This window comes from Myxococcaceae bacterium JPH2, from assembly GCA_016458225.1.
In the GTDB taxonomy this organism is placed as follows: Bacteria; Myxococcota; Myxococcia; order Myxococcales; family Myxococcaceae; genus Citreicoccus.
Map to the genome: position 1 here is coordinate 51,181 of JAEMGR010000006.1, position 17,327 is coordinate 68,507.

The 17,327-nt window shown below is 70.8% G+C and carries 15 protein-coding genes; 10 read left to right on the forward strand and 5 right to left on the reverse strand.

Going from position 1 to position 17,327, the window contains the following annotated elements:
• Positions 1 to 8 precede the first annotated feature (8 nt).
• The 3 genes from JGU66_12865 to JGU66_12875 are packed head-to-tail and all read right to left on the reverse strand — an operon-like array spanning position 9 to position 3,279.
• Positions 9 to 1,244, reverse strand: coding sequence for a cytochrome P450 (locus JGU66_12865; GenBank protein MBJ6761660.1), 1,236 nt, complete (start codon positions 1,242 to 1,244; stop codon positions 9 to 11).
• Between the two features lie 5 nt (positions 1,245 to 1,249).
• Positions 1,250 to 2,587, reverse strand: a complete 1,338-nt coding sequence (locus JGU66_12870; protein MBJ6761661.1) for a histidine kinase — start codon at positions 2,585 to 2,587, stop codon at positions 1,250 to 1,252.
• A complete protein-coding gene (locus JGU66_12875; protein ID MBJ6761662.1) occupies positions 2,584 to 3,279 on the reverse strand; it encodes a response regulator in 696 nt (231 codons plus the stop codon). The genes JGU66_12870 and JGU66_12875 overlap by 4 nt, the downstream gene beginning before the upstream one ends.
• Positions 3,280 to 3,419: 140 nt before the next feature.
• Here JGU66_12875 and JGU66_12880 point away from each other — a divergent pair, with 140 nt between their 5' ends.
• The 4 genes from JGU66_12880 to JGU66_12895 all read left to right on the forward strand — a co-directional run bounded on the left by JGU66_12880 (position 3,420) and on the right by JGU66_12895 (position 7,619).
• The gene (locus tag JGU66_12880) at positions 3,420 to 4,865 is read left to right on the forward strand and encodes an ABC transporter permease subunit (protein ID MBJ6761663.1); all 1,446 of its coding nucleotides are present in this window, start codon (positions 3,420 to 3,422) and stop codon (positions 4,863 to 4,865) included.
• On the forward strand, positions 4,862 to 5,611 hold the full coding sequence (locus JGU66_12885; protein MBJ6761664.1) for an amino acid ABC transporter ATP-binding protein: 750 nt from the start codon (positions 4,862 to 4,864) through the stop codon (positions 5,609 to 5,611). The genes JGU66_12880 and JGU66_12885 overlap by 4 nt, the downstream gene beginning before the upstream one ends.
• A gap of 286 nt (positions 5,612 to 5,897) precedes the next feature.
• Entirely contained in the window at positions 5,898 to 6,677 is a 780-nt protein-coding gene (locus tag JGU66_12890) for an alpha/beta hydrolase (protein MBJ6761665.1), read from the forward strand.
• A gap of 36 nt (positions 6,678 to 6,713) precedes the next feature.
• Positions 6,714 to 7,619: a DUF459 domain-containing protein gene (locus JGU66_12895; GenBank protein ID MBJ6761666.1), complete on the forward strand. Its 906-nt coding sequence runs from the start codon at positions 6,714 to 6,716 to the stop codon at positions 7,617 to 7,619.
• 37 nt (positions 7,620 to 7,656) lie between these two features.
• Here JGU66_12895 and JGU66_12900 read toward each other — a convergent pair whose 3' ends face one another.
• Complete coding sequence (locus tag JGU66_12900) at positions 7,657 to 8,517, reverse strand: general secretion pathway protein GspE (protein MBJ6761667.1); 861 nt, start codon at positions 8,515 to 8,517, stop codon at positions 7,657 to 7,659.
• Between the two features lie 262 nt (positions 8,518 to 8,779).
• Between JGU66_12900 and JGU66_12905 the strand changes: the two genes are divergently transcribed.
• Positions 8,780 to 9,709 (forward strand): alpha/beta fold hydrolase, encoded by a 930-nt coding sequence (locus JGU66_12905; protein ID MBJ6761668.1) that lies wholly within the window; start codon positions 8,780 to 8,782, stop codon positions 9,707 to 9,709.
• Here the strand turns inward: JGU66_12905 and JGU66_12910 are convergent.
• Positions 9,679 to 10,047 (reverse strand): Spx/MgsR family RNA polymerase-binding regulatory protein, encoded by a 369-nt coding sequence (locus JGU66_12910; GenBank protein MBJ6761669.1) that lies wholly within the window; start codon positions 10,045 to 10,047, stop codon positions 9,679 to 9,681. The genes JGU66_12905 and JGU66_12910 overlap by 31 nt on opposite strands.
• A 58-nt stretch (positions 10,048 to 10,105) precedes the next feature.
• On the opposite strand from JGU66_12910, the gene JGU66_12915 reads away from it, so the two are divergent.
• From JGU66_12915 to JGU66_12935, 5 genes are all read left to right on the forward strand, one after another.
• Positions 10,106 to 11,416: a PDZ domain-containing protein gene (locus tag JGU66_12915; GenBank protein MBJ6761670.1), complete on the forward strand. Its 1,311-nt coding sequence runs from the start codon at positions 10,106 to 10,108 to the stop codon at positions 11,414 to 11,416.
• A gap of 111 nt (positions 11,417 to 11,527) precedes the next feature.
• The gene (locus JGU66_12920) at positions 11,528 to 12,610 is read left to right on the forward strand and encodes a flippase-like domain-containing protein (GenBank protein MBJ6761671.1); all 1,083 of its coding nucleotides are present in this window, start codon (positions 11,528 to 11,530) and stop codon (positions 12,608 to 12,610) included.
• 13 nt (positions 12,611 to 12,623) lie between these two features.
• Positions 12,624 to 15,167: a magnesium-translocating P-type ATPase gene (gene mgtA / locus JGU66_12925; protein MBJ6761672.1), complete on the forward strand. Its 2,544-nt coding sequence runs from the start codon at positions 12,624 to 12,626 to the stop codon at positions 15,165 to 15,167.
• Between the two features lie 5 nt (positions 15,168 to 15,172).
• Entirely contained in the window at positions 15,173 to 15,598 is a 426-nt protein-coding gene (locus JGU66_12930; GenBank protein ID MBJ6761673.1) for an SET domain-containing protein-lysine N-methyltransferase, read from the forward strand.
• A 109-nt stretch (positions 15,599 to 15,707) separates the two neighbouring features.
• Positions 15,708 to 17,321 (forward strand): DUF1592 domain-containing protein, encoded by a 1,614-nt coding sequence (locus JGU66_12935; GenBank protein MBJ6761674.1) that lies wholly within the window; start codon positions 15,708 to 15,710, stop codon positions 17,319 to 17,321.
• Positions 17,322 to 17,327 lie beyond the last annotated feature (6 nt).

Consider the following 17,327-nt stretch of genomic DNA (forward strand, 5'->3'; position numbering starts at 1 on the left):
GCCTGGCCTCAGCGGGGCTCCCACTCCAGGTAGAGCTGCTTGGGGCCCCGGTGCAGGAAGTTGGGCAGGTAGACGATGGGCTTGTCCGCCTGGAGGCGCGGGTTGTCCATCCGCGCCAGCAGCACTTCCATGGCCACGCGCACCTCCAGGCGGGCGAGTTGCGCGCCCAGGCAGTAGTGGATGCCCGCGCCAAAGCCCAGGTGTCGGCCGGTGTCCGGTCGGCGAATCTGGAACCGGTCCGGCGCCTGGAAGGTGCCCGCGTCCCGGTTGGCCGAGCCGAACAACACCAGCACGCGCGCGCCCTCGGGCAATTCGGCGTCGCCCAGCGACACCGCGCGCCGCGTGGTGCGCATCATCCCTTGGAGTGGTGTGTCCAGGCGCACCGCCTCCTCCACCGCGCGCGGCAGCAGGGTGGGCTCGTCGCGCAGCGCCTTCCAGCGCTCGGGCTCGCGCAGCAGCATCACCTGCATGTTGCCCAGCAGGTTGGTGGTCGTCTCGTGCCCGCCGAAGTGCAGGCCCATCACCAGGTTGATGAGCTCCGCGTCCTCCAGGGGTGGGCCCTCCTCGGGACGCGTGGCGACGAGCGCGCTCGTCAGGTCGTCGCGAGGGGACTGGCGGCGCTCGTGGATGAGGGCGGCCATGTAGTGCTGGAAGGCGACGAGGCTGCGCGCGCACTCCACCTGCCGCGCCACCGGCAGGTTGCCGCCGGACAACAGCGACATGTCCTCGGTCCACACGCGGAAGCGCTCCAGGTCCGCGTCCGGCATGCCGAGCAGCAGGCCGATGACCCGCGCCGGCAGCGGGAAGTTGAAGCGCGACACCACCTCCGCGCGCCCCAAGGGGACGAAGTCGTCCGCCATGCGCGTGGCCAGCTCGCGGATCCGCGGCTCGAGTGCGCCCACCCGCTGCGGCGCCAGGGCGCGCGACACGATGGCGCGCATGCGCGTGTGGTACGGCGCGTCCGCGTCCACCAGCGAGGGCAGGCGGGGATATCCCTGGGCCAGCACCTCCAGGACTTCGGGCGGCGGCGGCACGGGGCTGGCGAACGCGTTGGCGGACAGGAAGTCCCCCGGATTGCCCAGCACCGCGCGCACGTCCTCGTGACGCGAGACGACCCACAGGTTCAGCGCCTCGCTGAAGTGGATGGGGGCCTCGTGCCGCAGGCGCTCGTAGAGGGGATAGGGGTCCTCGAGGTGCGGGGGCTGGAAGCGCTGCTGGAAGTCGGGGGCGGAAGGAATGGACATGGTGCTCAGGCGCCGTGGGACTCGGGCGCCGCGCTGGCGGCCAGCCCCATCAGGTAGGGCGGATGCAAGGGGAGGCGGATGGTGAAGGTGCTGCCTTGACGGGGCTGGGACTCCACGTCGATGCGGCCGTGATGGGTGGTGATGATGCCGTGCACGACGGACAGGCCCATGCCGGTGCCCTCGCCCACGGGCTTGGTGGTGAAGAAGGGCTCGAACATGCGCGCGCGCACGTCGGCCGTCATGCCCATGCCCGTGTCGCTCACCTGCAGCACCGCGTGGTCCTGCACCCGCTGGGTGGACACGACGATGCGCCCGCCTTCCGGCATGGCCTGCGAGGCGTTCATCAGCAGGTTGACCACCACCTGGGCAATCTGGCCCGGACGCCCGAGCAGCACGGGCACCTCGCCCAGCTGCGGCACCACTTCGCAGCGCGGGTGGAGCTGGCTTCGGGTGATGCGCAGCGCGACGGCCACCTCGTCGTTGAGGTCGTACTCCGTCAGCGCCTCCGGGTCTCCCCGCGCGAAGCGACGCAGGTCCGCCACGATGGCCGTCACGCGGCGGATGCCATCCAGCGTGGCCGGCAGCACGTCCTCCACGTACTCGTTGAGCAGGGGCGACAGGTTCGGGGTCGCCTTCAGCTCCACGAGCAGCGAGTTGACGTTGCTCTTCACGTAGCTCATCGGGTTGTTGATTTCGTGCGCCACGCCCGCGGCGAGCAGCCCCAGGCTGGAGAGCCGCTCCTGCTCGTGCGCGCGACGGTGTGCCTCATCCAGCGCCGCGTGCGCCCGCGCCAGGGCTTGATGCTGACGGTCCAGCCCGCGCATCGCCTGGTGCGTGAGGAAGACGCGCGCCTCGGAGATGAGGCCCACCAGCAGGGACAGCAGCAGGAAGCACGCGGGGAGCATCGGGTCGCAGCCATCCAGCAGGGCCACGCCCGCCACCAGCACCAGCAGGAGCCCCAGCCGGCGGCGCGCGGTCGGGTCCACGTAGCCGTCCACCCACAGGCTGTTGAGGGGCAGGTACAGCCACGCGGGGACGGCCCAATCGCTCACCGTGCCATAGAGCAGGGTGGCCAGCAGGTTGAGCCCCACGCGCAGGGCCTCGGCCACGCGCGTATGGCGACTGAAGAAGGCCCGCGCCAGCACGAGGTTGATGGCGGTCACCGCGACGAATACCGCCGTGACCAAGGCCATGCGGCCCCACTTCCCCCACAGCGTCCACAGGAGCAGGGCGTGCAGGGCCGTCACCGCCGCGAGTGTGATGCGGCGGACGAGTTGGTTCACGCGTCGGGCGGCCTCCTCGGGCGGGAGGTCCATCTCCCGCTCCCAGGGGGAGGGACTCATGCCTTGCCCACGGTGGTCCGAGCCGCCGCAGGCCCAAGCTCCGCCCGCACGGGCAGCTCCAGCTTCAGCCGCTGCGGCCCGCCCACCTCCGCCACGAAGGACACCTTGCCCCCGTAGCGCTCCAACAACCCGCCCACCACCTTGAGGCTGTCGTCGGCCAACAGCCCCGCGAAGCGCTCGATGAGCTTCATCGCCTGGTCCGTCGCGAACGCGGGCTCCGTCAACTGCACCTTCACCACCAGCGCCGAGTCCGCCGGGCACACCTCCGCGGTGCGCCCCGCACGTTCACCCAGGAACGGCTGGTAGAGCTGCGCCATCACCTCGCGGTGCCGCAAGAGCCCCAGCAGGTAGGCCACCAGCTCCGCGTCGTCCCACGGTTTGCTGATGAAGCGACAAATCTCGCCGTCATTCACCGACGCGACGACGGACTTGAAGTCCGCGTAGCCGGAGATGATGAGCCGCAACGCCAGCGGGTGGCTGCGTTTGATTTGCTGAAGCAACTCGCTGCCCGTCATCCCGGGCATCCGGAAGTCCGACAGGACAATGTCCGGTGTGAACTGCTGGAGCCGCTCCAGGGCCTCCTCGCCGTTGTACGCCACCTCGACCGTGAAGCCTTCGCGGCGCAGCAGGCGGCGCAGGGCGTGCGCCACTTGGGGCTCGTCGTCCACTACCAAGACTTTAGACTCTTCCATGAATGTCCAGGAGTTCAGGTCGCGACAAACTACCGCACTGCCGCTCGGATTTCGCCTATGTCGGTGGCATCCAAAACTCGAGCGAGATGGAACAACCCTGGTCGTGGGCGACCCGGCCCCCACACACCTGGCGCCGGGCGCTGGCGGTGCTTGCGCTGCTGTGCGCCGCCTGCGGCCACGAGACAGGCACGGGCCTGGAGCGCGTGCGTCGGGCGGGGGTGCTCCGTTGGGGTGGGGACGCGCAAGGTGGCGAGCCCTACGTCATGGAGGATCCCGAGCAGGTGGGAGGCGTGCGCGGCTTCGAGGTGGAGCTGGCGGACGCGCTGGCGCGTGAGCTGGGCGTGCGCGCCGCGTTCGTGCAGAACGATTGGTCCAACCTGATTCCATCCCTGGAGCGCAGCTCGTTCGACGTGGCGCTCAACGGCTTGGAAGTCACCCCGGCGCGAGCGGGCCGCATCCTCTTCACGCGGCCCTACTACGTCTTCCAGCAACGGTTGATGGCCCGGCTGGGTGATGCGCGCATCACGGACCTGGCCTCGCTGCGAGGCAAGCGGGTGGGCACGTTGGCCAACTCGCAAGCGTGGGACCTGCTCTTGCGCGTCGGGGCGCAGGCCCTGCCCTACGAGGGCGTGCAGGAGCCGTACATCGACCTGGAGGAAGGGCGGCTGGACGCGGTGCTCCTGGACGACATCATCGCGGAGCGCTACGGCCAGACGCGCCCGCGCCTGCGCGTGGTGGGAGATGTGGGGGAGGGGCACTACGCCATCGCCGTGCGCCCCGGTGAGGAAGACCTGCGCGCGGCGTTGGACGCGGCGCTGACGCGGCTGGCCCGCTCGGGCGAACTGCGCGCCATCTTCCAGCGCTGGCACGTCGACGATGACGCCGAGCAGCGCATGGTGGACTGGACGGAGGCGGACACCAAGGCGCTCCTGGCGGACACGTCCACCGCGCACCTGGGCTGGGGACAGGCGGTGCTCTTCCTCCAGGCCGCGGGGGTGACGCTGCTGGTGTCCGTGCTGGCCATGGCGCTCGCCATCCCCATGGGGGTGCTCCTGGCGCTGGCGAGGCTGTACGGGAACGGGGTGGTGTCGCGGGCCTCCACGCTCTACGTGGAGCTGCTGCGCGGCACGCCGGTGCTGTTGCAACTGTATGTCTTGTACTACGGGCTGGCGGGAGTGCTGCGATTGGACGCGCTGAGCGCGTCGGTGTTGGGGTTGGGGCTCAACTACGCGGCCTACGAGGCGGAGGTGTACCGGGCGGGGGTGCAGGCGGTGCCGCGCGGACAGCTGGAAGCGGCGCTCTCGCTGGGCATGTCCCTCCGGCTGGCCTTGCGGCGCGTGGTGATGCCACAGGCGTTCCGGGTGGCGCTGCCGGGCGTGACCAATGACTTCATCGCGTTGCTGAAAGACAGCTCGCTCGTGTCGGTCATCTCGGTCGTCGAGCTGACGAAGCGGATGACCATCACCGCGGTGGATGTGCGCAGTTGGTTGGTGCCCGGCGCGCTGTGTGCCGCGCTCTACCTGGCGATGAGCTATCCCCTGGCGCGGCTGGCGAGGCGGCTGGAGGCGCGACTGGAGCGTGGATGATTGACGTCAAGGAGCTGCGCAAGCGCTACGACGGACAGGCCGTGCTGGACGGCGTGAGCGCGACGTTCGCTCGCGGCGAGGTGGTCGCGTTGGTGGGGCCCTCGGGTGGCGGCAAGAGCACGTTCCTGCGATGCCTCAACGGATTGGAGTCCTTCGACGCGGGCTCGGTGCGCGTGGGGCTGGACACGTTGGGGCCGGGGTGTGGGCGGTCTCAGGGGGCGGTGCTGGGGCGCATCCGCCAGCGCGTGGGATTCGTCTTTCAGCAGTGGCACTTGTTCGCGCACCGCACCGCGCTGGGCAACGTCATCGAGGCGCCGATGTTCGTGCGGGGCCTCGGTGCTCGCGAGGCCACCGAGCGCGGGAGGGCGCTGCTGGCGCGCGTGGGGCTGTCGCATCGCGAGAGCGCCTATCCGGCGGCGCTGTCGGGAGGAGAGCAGCAGCGGGTGGCCATCGCGCGGGCGCTGGCGATGGACCCGGAGGTGTTGCTGCTGGACGAGCCCACCAGCGCGTTGGACCCGGAGCGAGTGGGCGAGCTGGTGGACCTGCTCGCGGGCCTGCGCGCGGAGGGCCTGACGATGGTGGCGGTGACGCACGAGATGCGCTTCGCGCGGGAGCTGGCCTCGCGGGTGCTGGTGCTGCACGGAGGACGGGTCATCGAAGAAGGCGCGCCTGGTGAGGTCCTCACGCGACCGAACCACGCTCGCACGCGCGCCTTCCTCGGGTTGGACCGCTCAGCGCGCGGCTGATCCGCAGGGCGTGGCGGGAGTCGCGACGTCCCAGGTCGGACCTGTTCGCCGCGCGGTCGTGTCCGGATACGTCGTGGGACATCGCGTGGATGACTTCGTGACCGCCGTGGCTCGAACGAATCGTCCGGCGCGCGTCTGATGCGCGAGCCGGGTGTACACGGGCTGAAAGTGGAGGGCGGGCGGGCTTCCCCTTGCTGCCTCTGCCTGGGAGCCTGCGAAGGGCCGGGCGCGGGCAGACGTCGCGCCGCCGCCGTGTTCGCCATCGCGCTCACCTGAGGAAGATTGCATGCGTCGCGAGGTACAGCTCACGGAAGTCGGACAGGGAGAGGGGCCTCGCGTGCTCCTCCTGGCGGGGCTCGGTGCACGGGGTTCGGGCTTTCGAGCGCTCGCGGAGCGGCTGGCGGAGTGCTCGCGGCCGGTGCTTGTGGAGTACCCCGAAGGCGTGCACGCGTCACAGGGCGCTCGCTCGCTCGCGGTGCGGGTGCTGCGTGCGGCGGGGCCGGTGGACGCGGTGGTGGCCAGCTCCTACGGGGGCATGGTGGCGGCGCACCTGGCCGCCGGCGGAGCGACGCGTGGGGTCGCGTTCCTCGGCTCGTTCGCACGCACCGAGCATCTGGGCCTTCGCGGCCGGCTCATCCGCATGATGGGGCCCATCGCCGTGCTGGGGCGGCCCGGGTGGGGCGCCGCGTCGCTGGCCGCATGGAAGCCCGTGCCGCGAGCGCAGGTCGCGGAGGTCGTGCCCACGACGTGGGAGGAGCGAGTCACCACGCTGTATCGCGCGTTCGCCATCCGCTCCGAGCCCCCGCCTCCGGAGCTGCGTCGGCTGCCCGTGGCCTGCATCTGCATCCAGGGAGACCGAGACGTGCTGGTGCCGCCGGCCACGCTGGGTCGCCTGGCCGAGTCACTGCCACCGGGAACGCCCCGACATCTGCTGCGTGGCGCGGGCCACGTGCCCTACTTCAGCCACCCGGACGCGTGCGCGCGGCTTCTGCGTCCGTGGTTGGCTTCGCTAGCCGTGGAGTCAAGCCCCGAGTGGTCTCGGTCGATGGCCGCGACGAAGGGGTGACGTCACCACGTGGGGCCGAGTAGGTTGCGGGCGCCGATGCGGAACCGGTTCACGCGCTCGCTCCTCCTTTTCGTTTCCCTGTTCGCGGTGGGTTCGCGGGCGGCATCTCCCGCGGAGGGCGCCGTGTCCCCGGCTCCCGTGCTGCCGGCGGTCCCCGCACAGCCCTCGCCACGTCCTGCGCCCGCGCCCGGCGCCGAGCACACGGTGCTCCTGCTGGGCGACAGCCTCATCGCCACGGGCTTCGGAGACACCCTTCAAGCCGAGCTGGATGCGCATCCGAGCATCCGCTGCCGCCGCAAGGCGAAGTCCTCGACGGGCCTGTCGCGCCCGGACTTCTTCGACTGGATGGAGGCGGGCCGTCAGGAGGTGGAGCGGCACCAGCCGGAGGTCGTGGTCGTCATCCTGGGCGGCAATGACGGGCAGGCGCTGCGCGACAAGGAGGGAGGCTCGGCCATCTCCTGGGGGCAGACCGAGTGGGAGACGGCCTACCGTCAGCGGGTGCAGGACTTCCTGGGCGTCATCGCGGCGCCGGGCCGGAAGATCGTCTGGTTGGAGCTGCCTACGACGGGCCTGCGCCGCTTCGAGAAGAAGCTGGCGCTCATCCGAGGACTCCAGCGCGAAGTCATCACCGCGCGCGAGGACGCGGTGCACGTGGACACGCACCCGTTCTTCACCGACGCGCGAGGCCGAGCGCTGCAGGAGGCCCACGTGGAGGGCTTCCGCAAGCCCATGCGGTTGCGGATGACGGACGGCGTCCACTTCACCGTCGCGGGCGGGCGCTACTTCGCGGACAAGGTCTATCCCGAGGTGCTCGGCGTGCTCGGCCTCGAGCCCGCGCCGCGACACGCCATCGCGCCCGCGCATGGCGCGGCACACAGCACCAGTGGACACGCAGCAACCCCGGCAGCGCACACCGCGGAGCCCGTGGTCGCCACGCCCTGAGCGACGCCTCAGGGCGGCCTGTCCACAGCCACGCCACTCACCGGATGCCTGGGGCTCGCGGCTCGGGTTCGCGCTGCCTTTGGAGGACTCTGCGCACGGCGCGCAGGAGCAGCTCCTCGTCGCGCGGATTGGCGAGGAAGCCGCGGGCCCCGAGACGCAGCGCGCGCTCGAAGCCCTCGTCGTCCGAGGTGCCGTGGACGATGAGCCCGCCCGCGATGCGGACCTCTCCCGCGAGCAGCCCCTCCATGGCCTGGATGGGCGCGATGACGATGTCGCCGACGCGCGTGTGCAGCACCTCCAACGGCGTCGCGGTCCGTGACGGAATCCGGTGTCGCGCCAGTGCCCGGGAGATCAGCACCGCCGTCACGGGCGGCCAGCCGTAGAGCAGGAGCGGAGTCTCGGGGGCTGGAGGGTGCTCGGGGGGCGGGGTGTGTTCCTCGGGCTCGTGGATGCCGTACATCGTGCCCAGGGCGCGGGTCAGGGCGCTGTCCGCGGCGAGGTGCGGCTCGACGCGCGCCTTGCCGGAGATGGCACGCACATCGTCCACGGCTTCCAGCGATACAGGCGCGGGCAGGGCGAGATGGAGCACCTCGCGCTCGTCGCGCTGCTCGATGCGCAAGGGAATGACTCGGTACTGCCGCGCGATGCGGGCCGGGACGAGCGAGGTGAGGGCTCGGTCCAAGGGCTCGTGATCCAGGTCCACCGAGTCCACGCCTGCTTGAGCGGCAAGGCCTCGCAGGACGTCCGCCTCCGTGCACACGCCTTCCCGCACCAGCGCCCGGCCAAGCGGGACGTGCACCTCGTGGTGATGCACCAACCCGAGCCGGAGCTGGGCCCTATCGACCACGCCCATCTCCAGGAGGATCTCTCCCAGGGGCCGCTTGGCTCCCATCTCCATGACCCTTGAGTCTGGCAACGGTCGGCCCGCGCGACGACGGGCGGGCAGGGGAGCCACCGCCCTGTCCGTCTCCACGCGGGGAGGCATCGGCTGGGCTTGGTGCGTATCGACGCGGGTGCCCGCGCTCCCGGGAGGCCCAGGCCGTACGCCCGCGTGTTGGCGCTCGAATCGCGCTGACTCCTCTCACGCGGCTTCGGGTTCGCGGCGTGAATCGAGTGGGTCTCGGCTACGCTGGCGTGCTCCTTCTCGCCGGGCTCCTCCGATGACGACCTCTGCTCGCGCTGTCCTGCCTCGCCTCGTCGCGCTCTGCCTGGCCTTGGGCGGGTTGGGTGCTCCGGCGATCCTGGGATGGCAGGGGTGGCGCACCGCTCAAGGCATGCTCCACCCAGCACGAGTGCCCGTGGTCCATCCAGGTGCCACGGGTGCGTTGGAGGGCATGGAGAATGTGTCCTTCCAGGGACCGGAGGGCCAGGTCCTCCGAGGCTGGTACGTGCCCTCGCGTGACGGATCCGCGGTGGTGCTGGTGCACGGCTTCGCGGCCAACCGGACCCAGCTCCTCTTCGAGGCGCGCGCGCTCGCGGAGTCTGGCCATGGCGTCCTGCTCTTCGACCTGCGTGCCCAGGGCGAGAGCGACGGTGACGCTGTCACCTGGGGCGACCGTGAGCGAGGAGATGTCCGGGCCGCGCTGGCGTTCGTCGCTTCGCGTTCCGACGTGGATGCCTCACGTCTGGGATTGCTGGGGTTCTCGATGGGCGGCACCACCGCGCTCCTGGTGGCGCAGGAAGAATCCCGTGTGCGCGCCGTGGCGGCGGTGGGCGCCTTCCCCGTGCTGGAGGCCGACGTGCACTCCTGCTACGGCGGGCGCCTGGGGCGGCTCAACTCGCTGCCGGTCGTGTGGAGCCTGCGCCGCGCGGGCGTGGCGGTGGACGCGGTGCGACCGTTGGATGGGATGGCTCGGCTGGAGGGGCGCGCGCTGTTGCTCATCAACGGCGACACGGATCCGGATGGGCCCACCAAGCTGGACGGCAGCCTCTATCGCGCCGCGCGTGAGCCGAGGACGCTGTGGCGCGTCCCCGGCGCGACTCATGGCGAATACGCGCGCGTGGATCCAACGGGCTACGCACACCAGCTCCGCGCGTTCTTCGCCGCGGCGCTGGCGCCCTATCCGCGCGCGGAGAACAGCGAGCCGTAGGCCTCGGGCTGAAAGCCCACGAGGACCCGGTCCGCCGTGACGAGCACGGGCCGCTTCACCAGCTTGCCATCCTGCGTGAGCCACTCGCGGAGCGTCGCCTCCGAGGCGGCGTCCACCGCGGCCTTGCCGATGGCCCGGTAGCTCTGCCCGCTGGTGTTGAGCCACTTGCGGACGGGGAGGCCGCTGCGGGCGATCCACGCTGGAAGCTCGGCGGCGGTGGGAGGGGACTCGACGATGGGGCGAACCGTGTAGGTCACCCCTTGGGCATCCAGCCACTTGCGAGCCTTGCGGCAGGTATCGCAGCCCGAATACTCGAGCAACAGGACGTCTTTGGCCATGCGCGGCTTCTACCAGAGGCCCATCCAGCAGGTGGGCACCTATGTATGCTCGCGCCCCATGAGACCCCTTCTCCTCGTCTTGGGCCTGGCGCTCTCCGCGTGCGCGACGCGCACCCTGCCCGCGCCGGTGACTTCGACGGCCGCGAACACCTCGGGGACTCCCGAGTCGCTGGTGGATGAGGCCTGGGGTGTCCTCCTGCGCGAGTTCATGAACCCCGAGGCCGTGAAGCGCGGCGAGGACGTGCGCCTCGCGGGGACGCCGCCCGCGACGCAGAGCGAGGCCTGGGCGCGCATCCGCGCCCTCACCACCGTGCTGAACGAGCCCGCCACGCGGCTGCTGGAGCCCGAGCAGCGCGCGGGACTGGAGCGCGAGCTGACGGGAGCGGCGGGGGTCGGCGTGGGCCTGCCGGAGCTGCTGTGCCTGGATGTCGACTCGCGCTCGCGCACGCTCATGGTGGTGACGCCGCTGCGAGACTCACCCGCCTCGCGAGCGGGGATTCATCCCGGGGACATCGTGGAGTCCATCGACGGGAGACCCGCGCGGGGCATGCGGTTGGAGGTGGCGGGCTCGCTCCTACGAGGCGTCGCGGGCACGCCCGTCTCGTTGGAGATTCGTCACGGCACGCAGGTTCGCACGGTGACGTTGGTGCGCGAGCAGCGCGGCACCTGGCTGCGTCCGGTGCAGTGGCGCATCCTGCGAGAAGGCGGGCGAGCCGTGGGGTACCTGCGGGTGGAGATGTTCTCCTCCGGGACGGCCGACGAAGTGCGCGCGGCGCTCGCGGCGCTGCGCCAAGAGGGAGCCGATCGGCTCATGCTCGACCTGCGGCACAATCCAGGGGGCCGGGTGGACGAGGTGCTCCGGGTCGCGGGGCTCTTTCTCGGCCCCATCGAGGCGGGCCGGCGCGTGAGTCGTGCCCAAGGTGACGCGCCGCTCACGGGTCCCGCCGCGAGTCGCTCGCCTGGCGCGGGCAAGGCGGACAGCGACGGAGCGCAGGCGGGCCGTTCCTCGGAAGGTGTCCCGGTCCTGGCCGAGGGCCCGCGCGAGGTGGACTGGCCGCTCGTGGTGCTCGTGGATGGAGGAACGGCGAGCGCGGCGGAGCTGTTGGCGGGCGCGCTGCAAGCGCATGGGCGAGCGGTGTTGGTGGGCCGACGCTCGCATGGCAAGGGGTTGGTGCACGGGCTGTTTCCCCTCGTGGACGGCTCGGCGTTGATGGTGTCGCTGGGCACGCTGCGGACGCCGCGAGGACGCGAGCTTCAGGACGAGCCCCTGGTGCCTGAAGTGGTCGTCCCTTGGGAGGGGCCGCTGGATGCCGTCCCGAGCGTGGATGATCCGCAGTACATGCGAGCGCTCCAACTCCTGACTCGGTGAGTCCGCGGGGTGGGGCGGGCTGGATGGTGGTGGGGCGGTCGGGCAGTCGGGCGTCCGCTGCTGCGCTGGGGGGCGGCAGGGCGCATCGTTTCCAGAGCGGAAGGGAGCACGATGGAAGGCACCCGCCAGGACGAGGTTTCCGAGCAGGATGAGGCATGGGACGGCCCCCTCGTGCGCCGTCGTCGATGGTGGTGGGTCCCTGGCGCGGTGCTGCTGGTGGCCTTCCTCGCGTTCGTGTTCTCGCGGCACTCGGAGGAGCAGCAGTTCCTTCGCCTGCTGCGCGCGGCCCGGCCCGTCTGGCTCCTCGTCGCGTTGGGGCTGCAATTGGCGACCTACCTGTGCGTGGCCGGCATCTGGCACATCGTGCTGGGGCGGACGGGCGTGCGCGTCTCGGTGTGGTCGCTGTCGCGCCTGTCGGTGATGAAGCTGGCGTTCGATCAGGTCATCCCCACGGCGGGCATCGGCGGCACGCTGGTCGTGGCGCGCGGGCTGCGGCGCGAGGGGGCGGCGCCCGGGGTCGCGGCCGGCGCGGTGCTGCTGACGGTGCTGTGCTTCTACGCCGCACAGGCCCTGGGGGTCGGCGCGAGCATCGTCTTCCTGTGGGCGCGCTCGGAGCTGAGCCCGCTGGTGCAGATGCTGGTGACGGCCTTCGGCGCGCTGGCCATCGTCGTCCCGGTGCTGATTCTGGGGCTGTCGCGGCGGCGCAACTGGAAGCCGGGCCGCTGGCTGCGCCGCGTCCCCGGGCTCGAGGCGCTGGTGAAGGCCCTGGCCGAAGTCCCGCCCGGTCTGCTGGGCAGCCCGAGCCTCCTCGTGCGCGGCATCGCGCTGCAGCTCTCCGTCTACGTGCTGGACGCGGCCACCCTGGGCGCGATGTTGCGCGCGCTCGGGCAGCAGGAGGTGCCGCCGAGCACGGTGTTCGTCAGCTTCATGGTGGCGTCGATGGCGGAGACGGTCTCCATCATTCCCGGCGGCGTGGGCACCTACGAGGCGGTGTCCGTGGGGATGCTGAACTTCATGGGCGTGCCCGTGGAGGTCTCGCTCGCGGGCACCTTGCTCCTGCGGGGCTTCACGCTGTGGCTGCCGATGGTGCCGGGGCTCTACCTGCTGCGGCGCACGTTCACGACGCACCCTCCGGAGATGCGCACGCCCACCGAGGCCGGGTCCCCGCCGGGCATGGAGAAGCAACCGGACTGAGGAGGGCAGGGGCGTGAAGCGGCGCGAGACACGCGCGAGGACCGAGGGTCCACCTCCCTGGAGTGGAACGGAGGCGGCGCTGCTGACGCGACTGGGCAGCGCGCCGGTGGGGCTGAGCGAGCCGGAGGCCCAGGCGCGCTTGGCGCGGCTCGGCCCGAATCGAGCAGAGCCCCATCGCCGGTCGCTCGCCTGGGACATCCTCGCGCGCTTCGGCAATCCGCTCGTGCTGGTGCTGCTGCTGGCCAGCGCGGTGTCGGCGGTGGTTCATGACCTGACCAGCTCCGCCATCATCGCGACCATCGTGCTGATGAGCGTGGCGCTCGACTTCGTGCAGGAGCACCGCGCGGGCAACGCGGCGGAGCGCCTGCGAGGCCGGGCCGCCCTGCGCGCGCGTGTGCTCCGCGATGGCGAGGAGCGCGAGGTCCCCGCCGCGACGCTCGTGCCCGGGGACGTGGTGCTGTTGGCGGCGGGCAGCCTGGTGCCGGCGGACCTGCGGCTGCTCGCCTCGCGCGACCTCTACGTCAATCAAGCGATGCTGACGGGCGAGCCCTATCCGGTGGAGAAGGAGACCGGCGAAGTCTCTCCGGACGTTCGCCTCACCGAGGCACGCAACGCGGTGTTCGCGGGCACGGCGGTCATCAGTGGCACCGCGCGGGGACTCGTCTTCGCCACCGGGGCGCGCACCACGGTGGGGGACATCGCGCGAGGGCTGGATGCGCCCGCGGTGTCCACCGCGTTCGCTCGGGACATGCGTGCCTTTGGCCTGATGTTGATGCGGCTGACGGTGCTGCTGGTGCTCTTCGTCCTGCTGGTGAGCGTGACGGCGCATCGCCCGCTGCTGGAGTCGTTCCTCTTCGCGGTGGCGCTGGCGGTGGGGCTGACGCCGGAGCTGTTGCCCATGGTGGTGTCGGTGACGCTGGCGCGAGGCGCGCTGCGGATGGCGTCGCGCGAGGTCATCGTCAAGCGCCTGAGCGCGGTGCATGACCTGGGCAGCATGGACGTGCTGTGCACGGACAAGACGGGCACGCTCACGCAGGCGCGCATCCACCTGGAGCGCTACGAGGATGCGTCGGGGGCGCGGAGCGACTCGGTGCTGCGCTGGGCCTGGCTCAACAGCCACTTCGAGTCGGGCCTGCGCGGCCCCATGGACGAGGCCATCCTCGCGCACACGGAGCTGTCCGAAGATGGCTGGGGGAAGGTGGACGAGGTGCCGTTCGACTTCGTGCGCCGGCGGGTCTCCGTGCTCCTGGAGCGGGCGGGGCGCCGCGTGCTCGTGGTCAAGGGCGCGCCGGAGGAGCTGCTCACCCGCTGCGTCCACCTGGAGGAATCCGCGGGGCAGGTCCGGGAGATGGACGCGGGGCGGCGGAGGGCGCTGCTCGCGCGCTTCGGTGCGCTGGGCGAGGAGGGCTACCGGGTGCTCGCGGTGGCGTGGCGCGACGCCGCCCCAGAGGTCGAGCGCGCGGACGTGGGAGATGAGTCGGGGCTCGTCTTCGCGGGCTTCACCGCCTTCTTGGATCCGCCCAAGGAGGGCGCGCGCGAGGCCCTGGCCGCGCTCATCCAGGCGGGCGTGGCGGTGAAGGTGGTGACGGGCGACAACGAGCGGGTGGCCACGCAGGTGTGCCGCGAGCTGGACCTCACCGTGGAGGGCGTGCTCACGGGCGAGGAGGTGTCGCGACTGGACGAGCCGGGCCTGAGCGCGCGCGCGGAGCGCACCACGGTGTTCGCGCGCGTGTCCCCGGCCCAGAAGAGCCGCGTGGTGCGCGCGTTGCGGCAGGCGGGCCACGTGGTGGGTTGCATGGGGGATGGCATCAACGACGCACCGTCCCTGCGCGCGGCGGACGTGGGCATCTCGGTGGACTGCGCGGTGGACGTGGCCCGCGAGGCCGCGGACCTCTTGCTCTTGCGCCAGGACCTGGGCGTGCTGCACGAGGGCGTGCTCGAGGGGCGACGCACCTTCTGCAACGTCATGAAGTACATCCGCATGGGCACCAGCTCCAACTTCGGCAACATGCTCAGCATGGCCGGCGCGTCCGTGGTGCTGCCGTTCCTGCCCATGCGGCCCCTGCAGATCCTCCTCAACAACCTGCTCTATGACGTGTCCGAGCTGGCCATCCCCCTGGACACCGTGGACGACGCGCAGCTTTCGCGTCCCACCCGGTGGGACCTGCGACACGTGCGCTGGTTCATGGCCCTCTTCGGCGCGCTCAGCTCCGTGTTCGACGCGGCCACCTTCGTGCTGCTGCTCGTCGTCTTCCGCGCGGACGCCCCCCTCTTCCAGACGGGCTGGTTCGTCGAGTCGCTCATCACCCAGGTGCTCGTCATCTTCATCATCCGGACGCGGGGCGTGCCGTGGCGCAGTCGGCCCTCGGGGTGGCTGATTGCGTCCTCGCTGGGCGCGGTGGGCGTGGCGCTCGCGCTGCCGTATCTCCCGCTGGGGCGCTCGTTCGGCTTTGTGCCGCTGCCCCCTCAGGTCCTCCTGGCCTTGATGGGCCTGGTGATGCTCTACCTGCTGGCCGCGGCGGGGCTCAATCGGGGTTTCTCTCGCCGCTGGGGTTGAATGCCATGGAGTACGACGTCAACAACCTGGGACCCGCGTTGTTTCTTCACCCGGGGGTCAAGGTTCGTCCCTGCGAATGGGGCATGGGGGTCTTCGCCGACGAGCCCATCGCCGCGGGCGCGCTCATCGAGGAGTGCCACTACCTGAAGGTCCCGCAGAAGCAGTGCCGCGGAGAGCCGCTCGATGACTACGTCTTCGAGATCCGCTGGAACCGCCACGAGGAGCCGCGCCCCGGCAACTGGGTCGCCCTCGTGATGGGGTACGGGATGATCTACAACCACTCCAACGAGCCCAACGCCGTCTACACGCGCGCCTCGGATCGCGATGTCTTCCGCTTCCACGCATTGCGCGACATCTACCCAGGCGAACAGATATGCGTGAGCTACGGTGAGGCATGGTGGTCTGCTCGGGGAATGACGGTGCCTCCCTGAAGGGCAGGAAACGAATTCCTCACTGAAACCCGGGACGGGGCCGTATAGATTGCGGAGGCCCGAGTGACAGGCCGGTCGCCGCGCGCGGGTGCGAGGAATTCGAACACCTATGAGATTCCGTCGGTTCTTGCTGGCCTCGGCGCTTGCCTTGTCTTCTGGTGCCTGCATGACGGGCAACATCGGCGGGCAGGATGAAGCCCCGGAGAGCGCCGCTGCACCCGCGCGCGTTCGCCGATTGACTCGGGACGAGTACGACAACTCGGTGTCCGCGGTGTTGGGGTCGCCGCAGACCGTGGGTCAAGGCTTCGCCGCCGAGGACTCCATCCTCGGATTCTCCACGCATGAGCGCCTCCAGGTGACATCGCTGCTGGCGGATCAGCTGGACACCGCCGCGGTCAACCTGAGCGAAGTGGGCGTCACGCAGCTCAAGGGCCTCCTCACGTGTCCGGGGCAGACGCCCGAGGCGTGCGCGCGCGCCTTCATCCGGAAGGTGGGCGCCCGCGCGTTCCGACGTCCCGTGACGACCGAGGAGGAGAACGACCTGCTGGCGCTCTACAACGCCGGGGCCACCGGGGCCACCGCGACCGATGGCGCCAAGCTCGTGCTCCAGGGCATCTTCTCCTCGGCCTCGTTTGTCTATCGCACGGAGCTGGGGCCGGAGCGTGGCCGCCCCGGGCAGCTCGTGGAGATGACGCCCTACGAGGTCGCCTCCGCGCTGTCCTATGCCGTCACCGCGGGTCCCCCCGATGACGCGCTCCTCGCCGCCGCTGACTCCGGCGCATTGTCCTCCGCCGACGAGCGCGAGCGACAGGTGCGCCGCCTGCTCGCCACCCCCGCGGCGCGCCGCCAGCTTCACGAGTTCGTCTTGGAGTGGCTGGGGCTGACGGGTGTCAGCAAGATCAACAAGAACAACCAGGTCTATCCAGACTTCAGCGTGGAGTTCCGCGAGTCCGCTCAAGCTGAGACAGATGCCTTCATCGACGATGTGCTGTCGCGCACGGGCGGCTCGGTGACGGAGCTGTTGGGCGCGGGCTATTCGGTGGCGGACGAGCGGATGGCCAACTTCTATGGCGTGTCCGCGCCGACGACCTTGGATGCGTCAGGGGTTGGCCGCATCACGTTGCCGGCGGATCGCGCGGGCATCCTCACCCAGGCCAGCGTCATGGCCACCTACGCGCACTTCGACTCCAGCTCGCCCATCAAGCGCGGCAAGTTCATCCTCACGCGCCTGTTGTGCCGCACGGTCTCACCGCCGCCTCCGTCGGTGGTCATCATCTCGCCGTCGCCTCGGCCAGACACCACCACACGCGACCGCTTCGCCGCGCACACGAACAACCCCGCCTGCTCGGGCTGCCACAAGGTCATCGACCCCATCGGCTTCGGCATGGAGGACTTCGATGGCCTGGGGGCGCACCGCACGGAGGAGAACGGCTTCCCCGTGGACGCGTCGGGCGGACTCGACGCTCCGGACGGCACGCGGTTCTCGTTCTCCGGTGGCGCGCAGCTCTCGCGCTACCTGTCCACCAGCAACGAGGTGGCGGACTGCGTGCCCTTGCAGTTGTTCCGCTACGCCATGGGCCGTGAGGAGCGGCCCTCGGACGCGGATGCGCTGACCGCCATGCGAGGCGGCGCGTTCCGCTCGGAGCGCCTGAAGGTGACCGAGGCGCTCGTCAGCCTCGTTCGGGCCCCCTCCTTCACCCAGCGACGCGTTCCTTCCCGGTGAGCACTT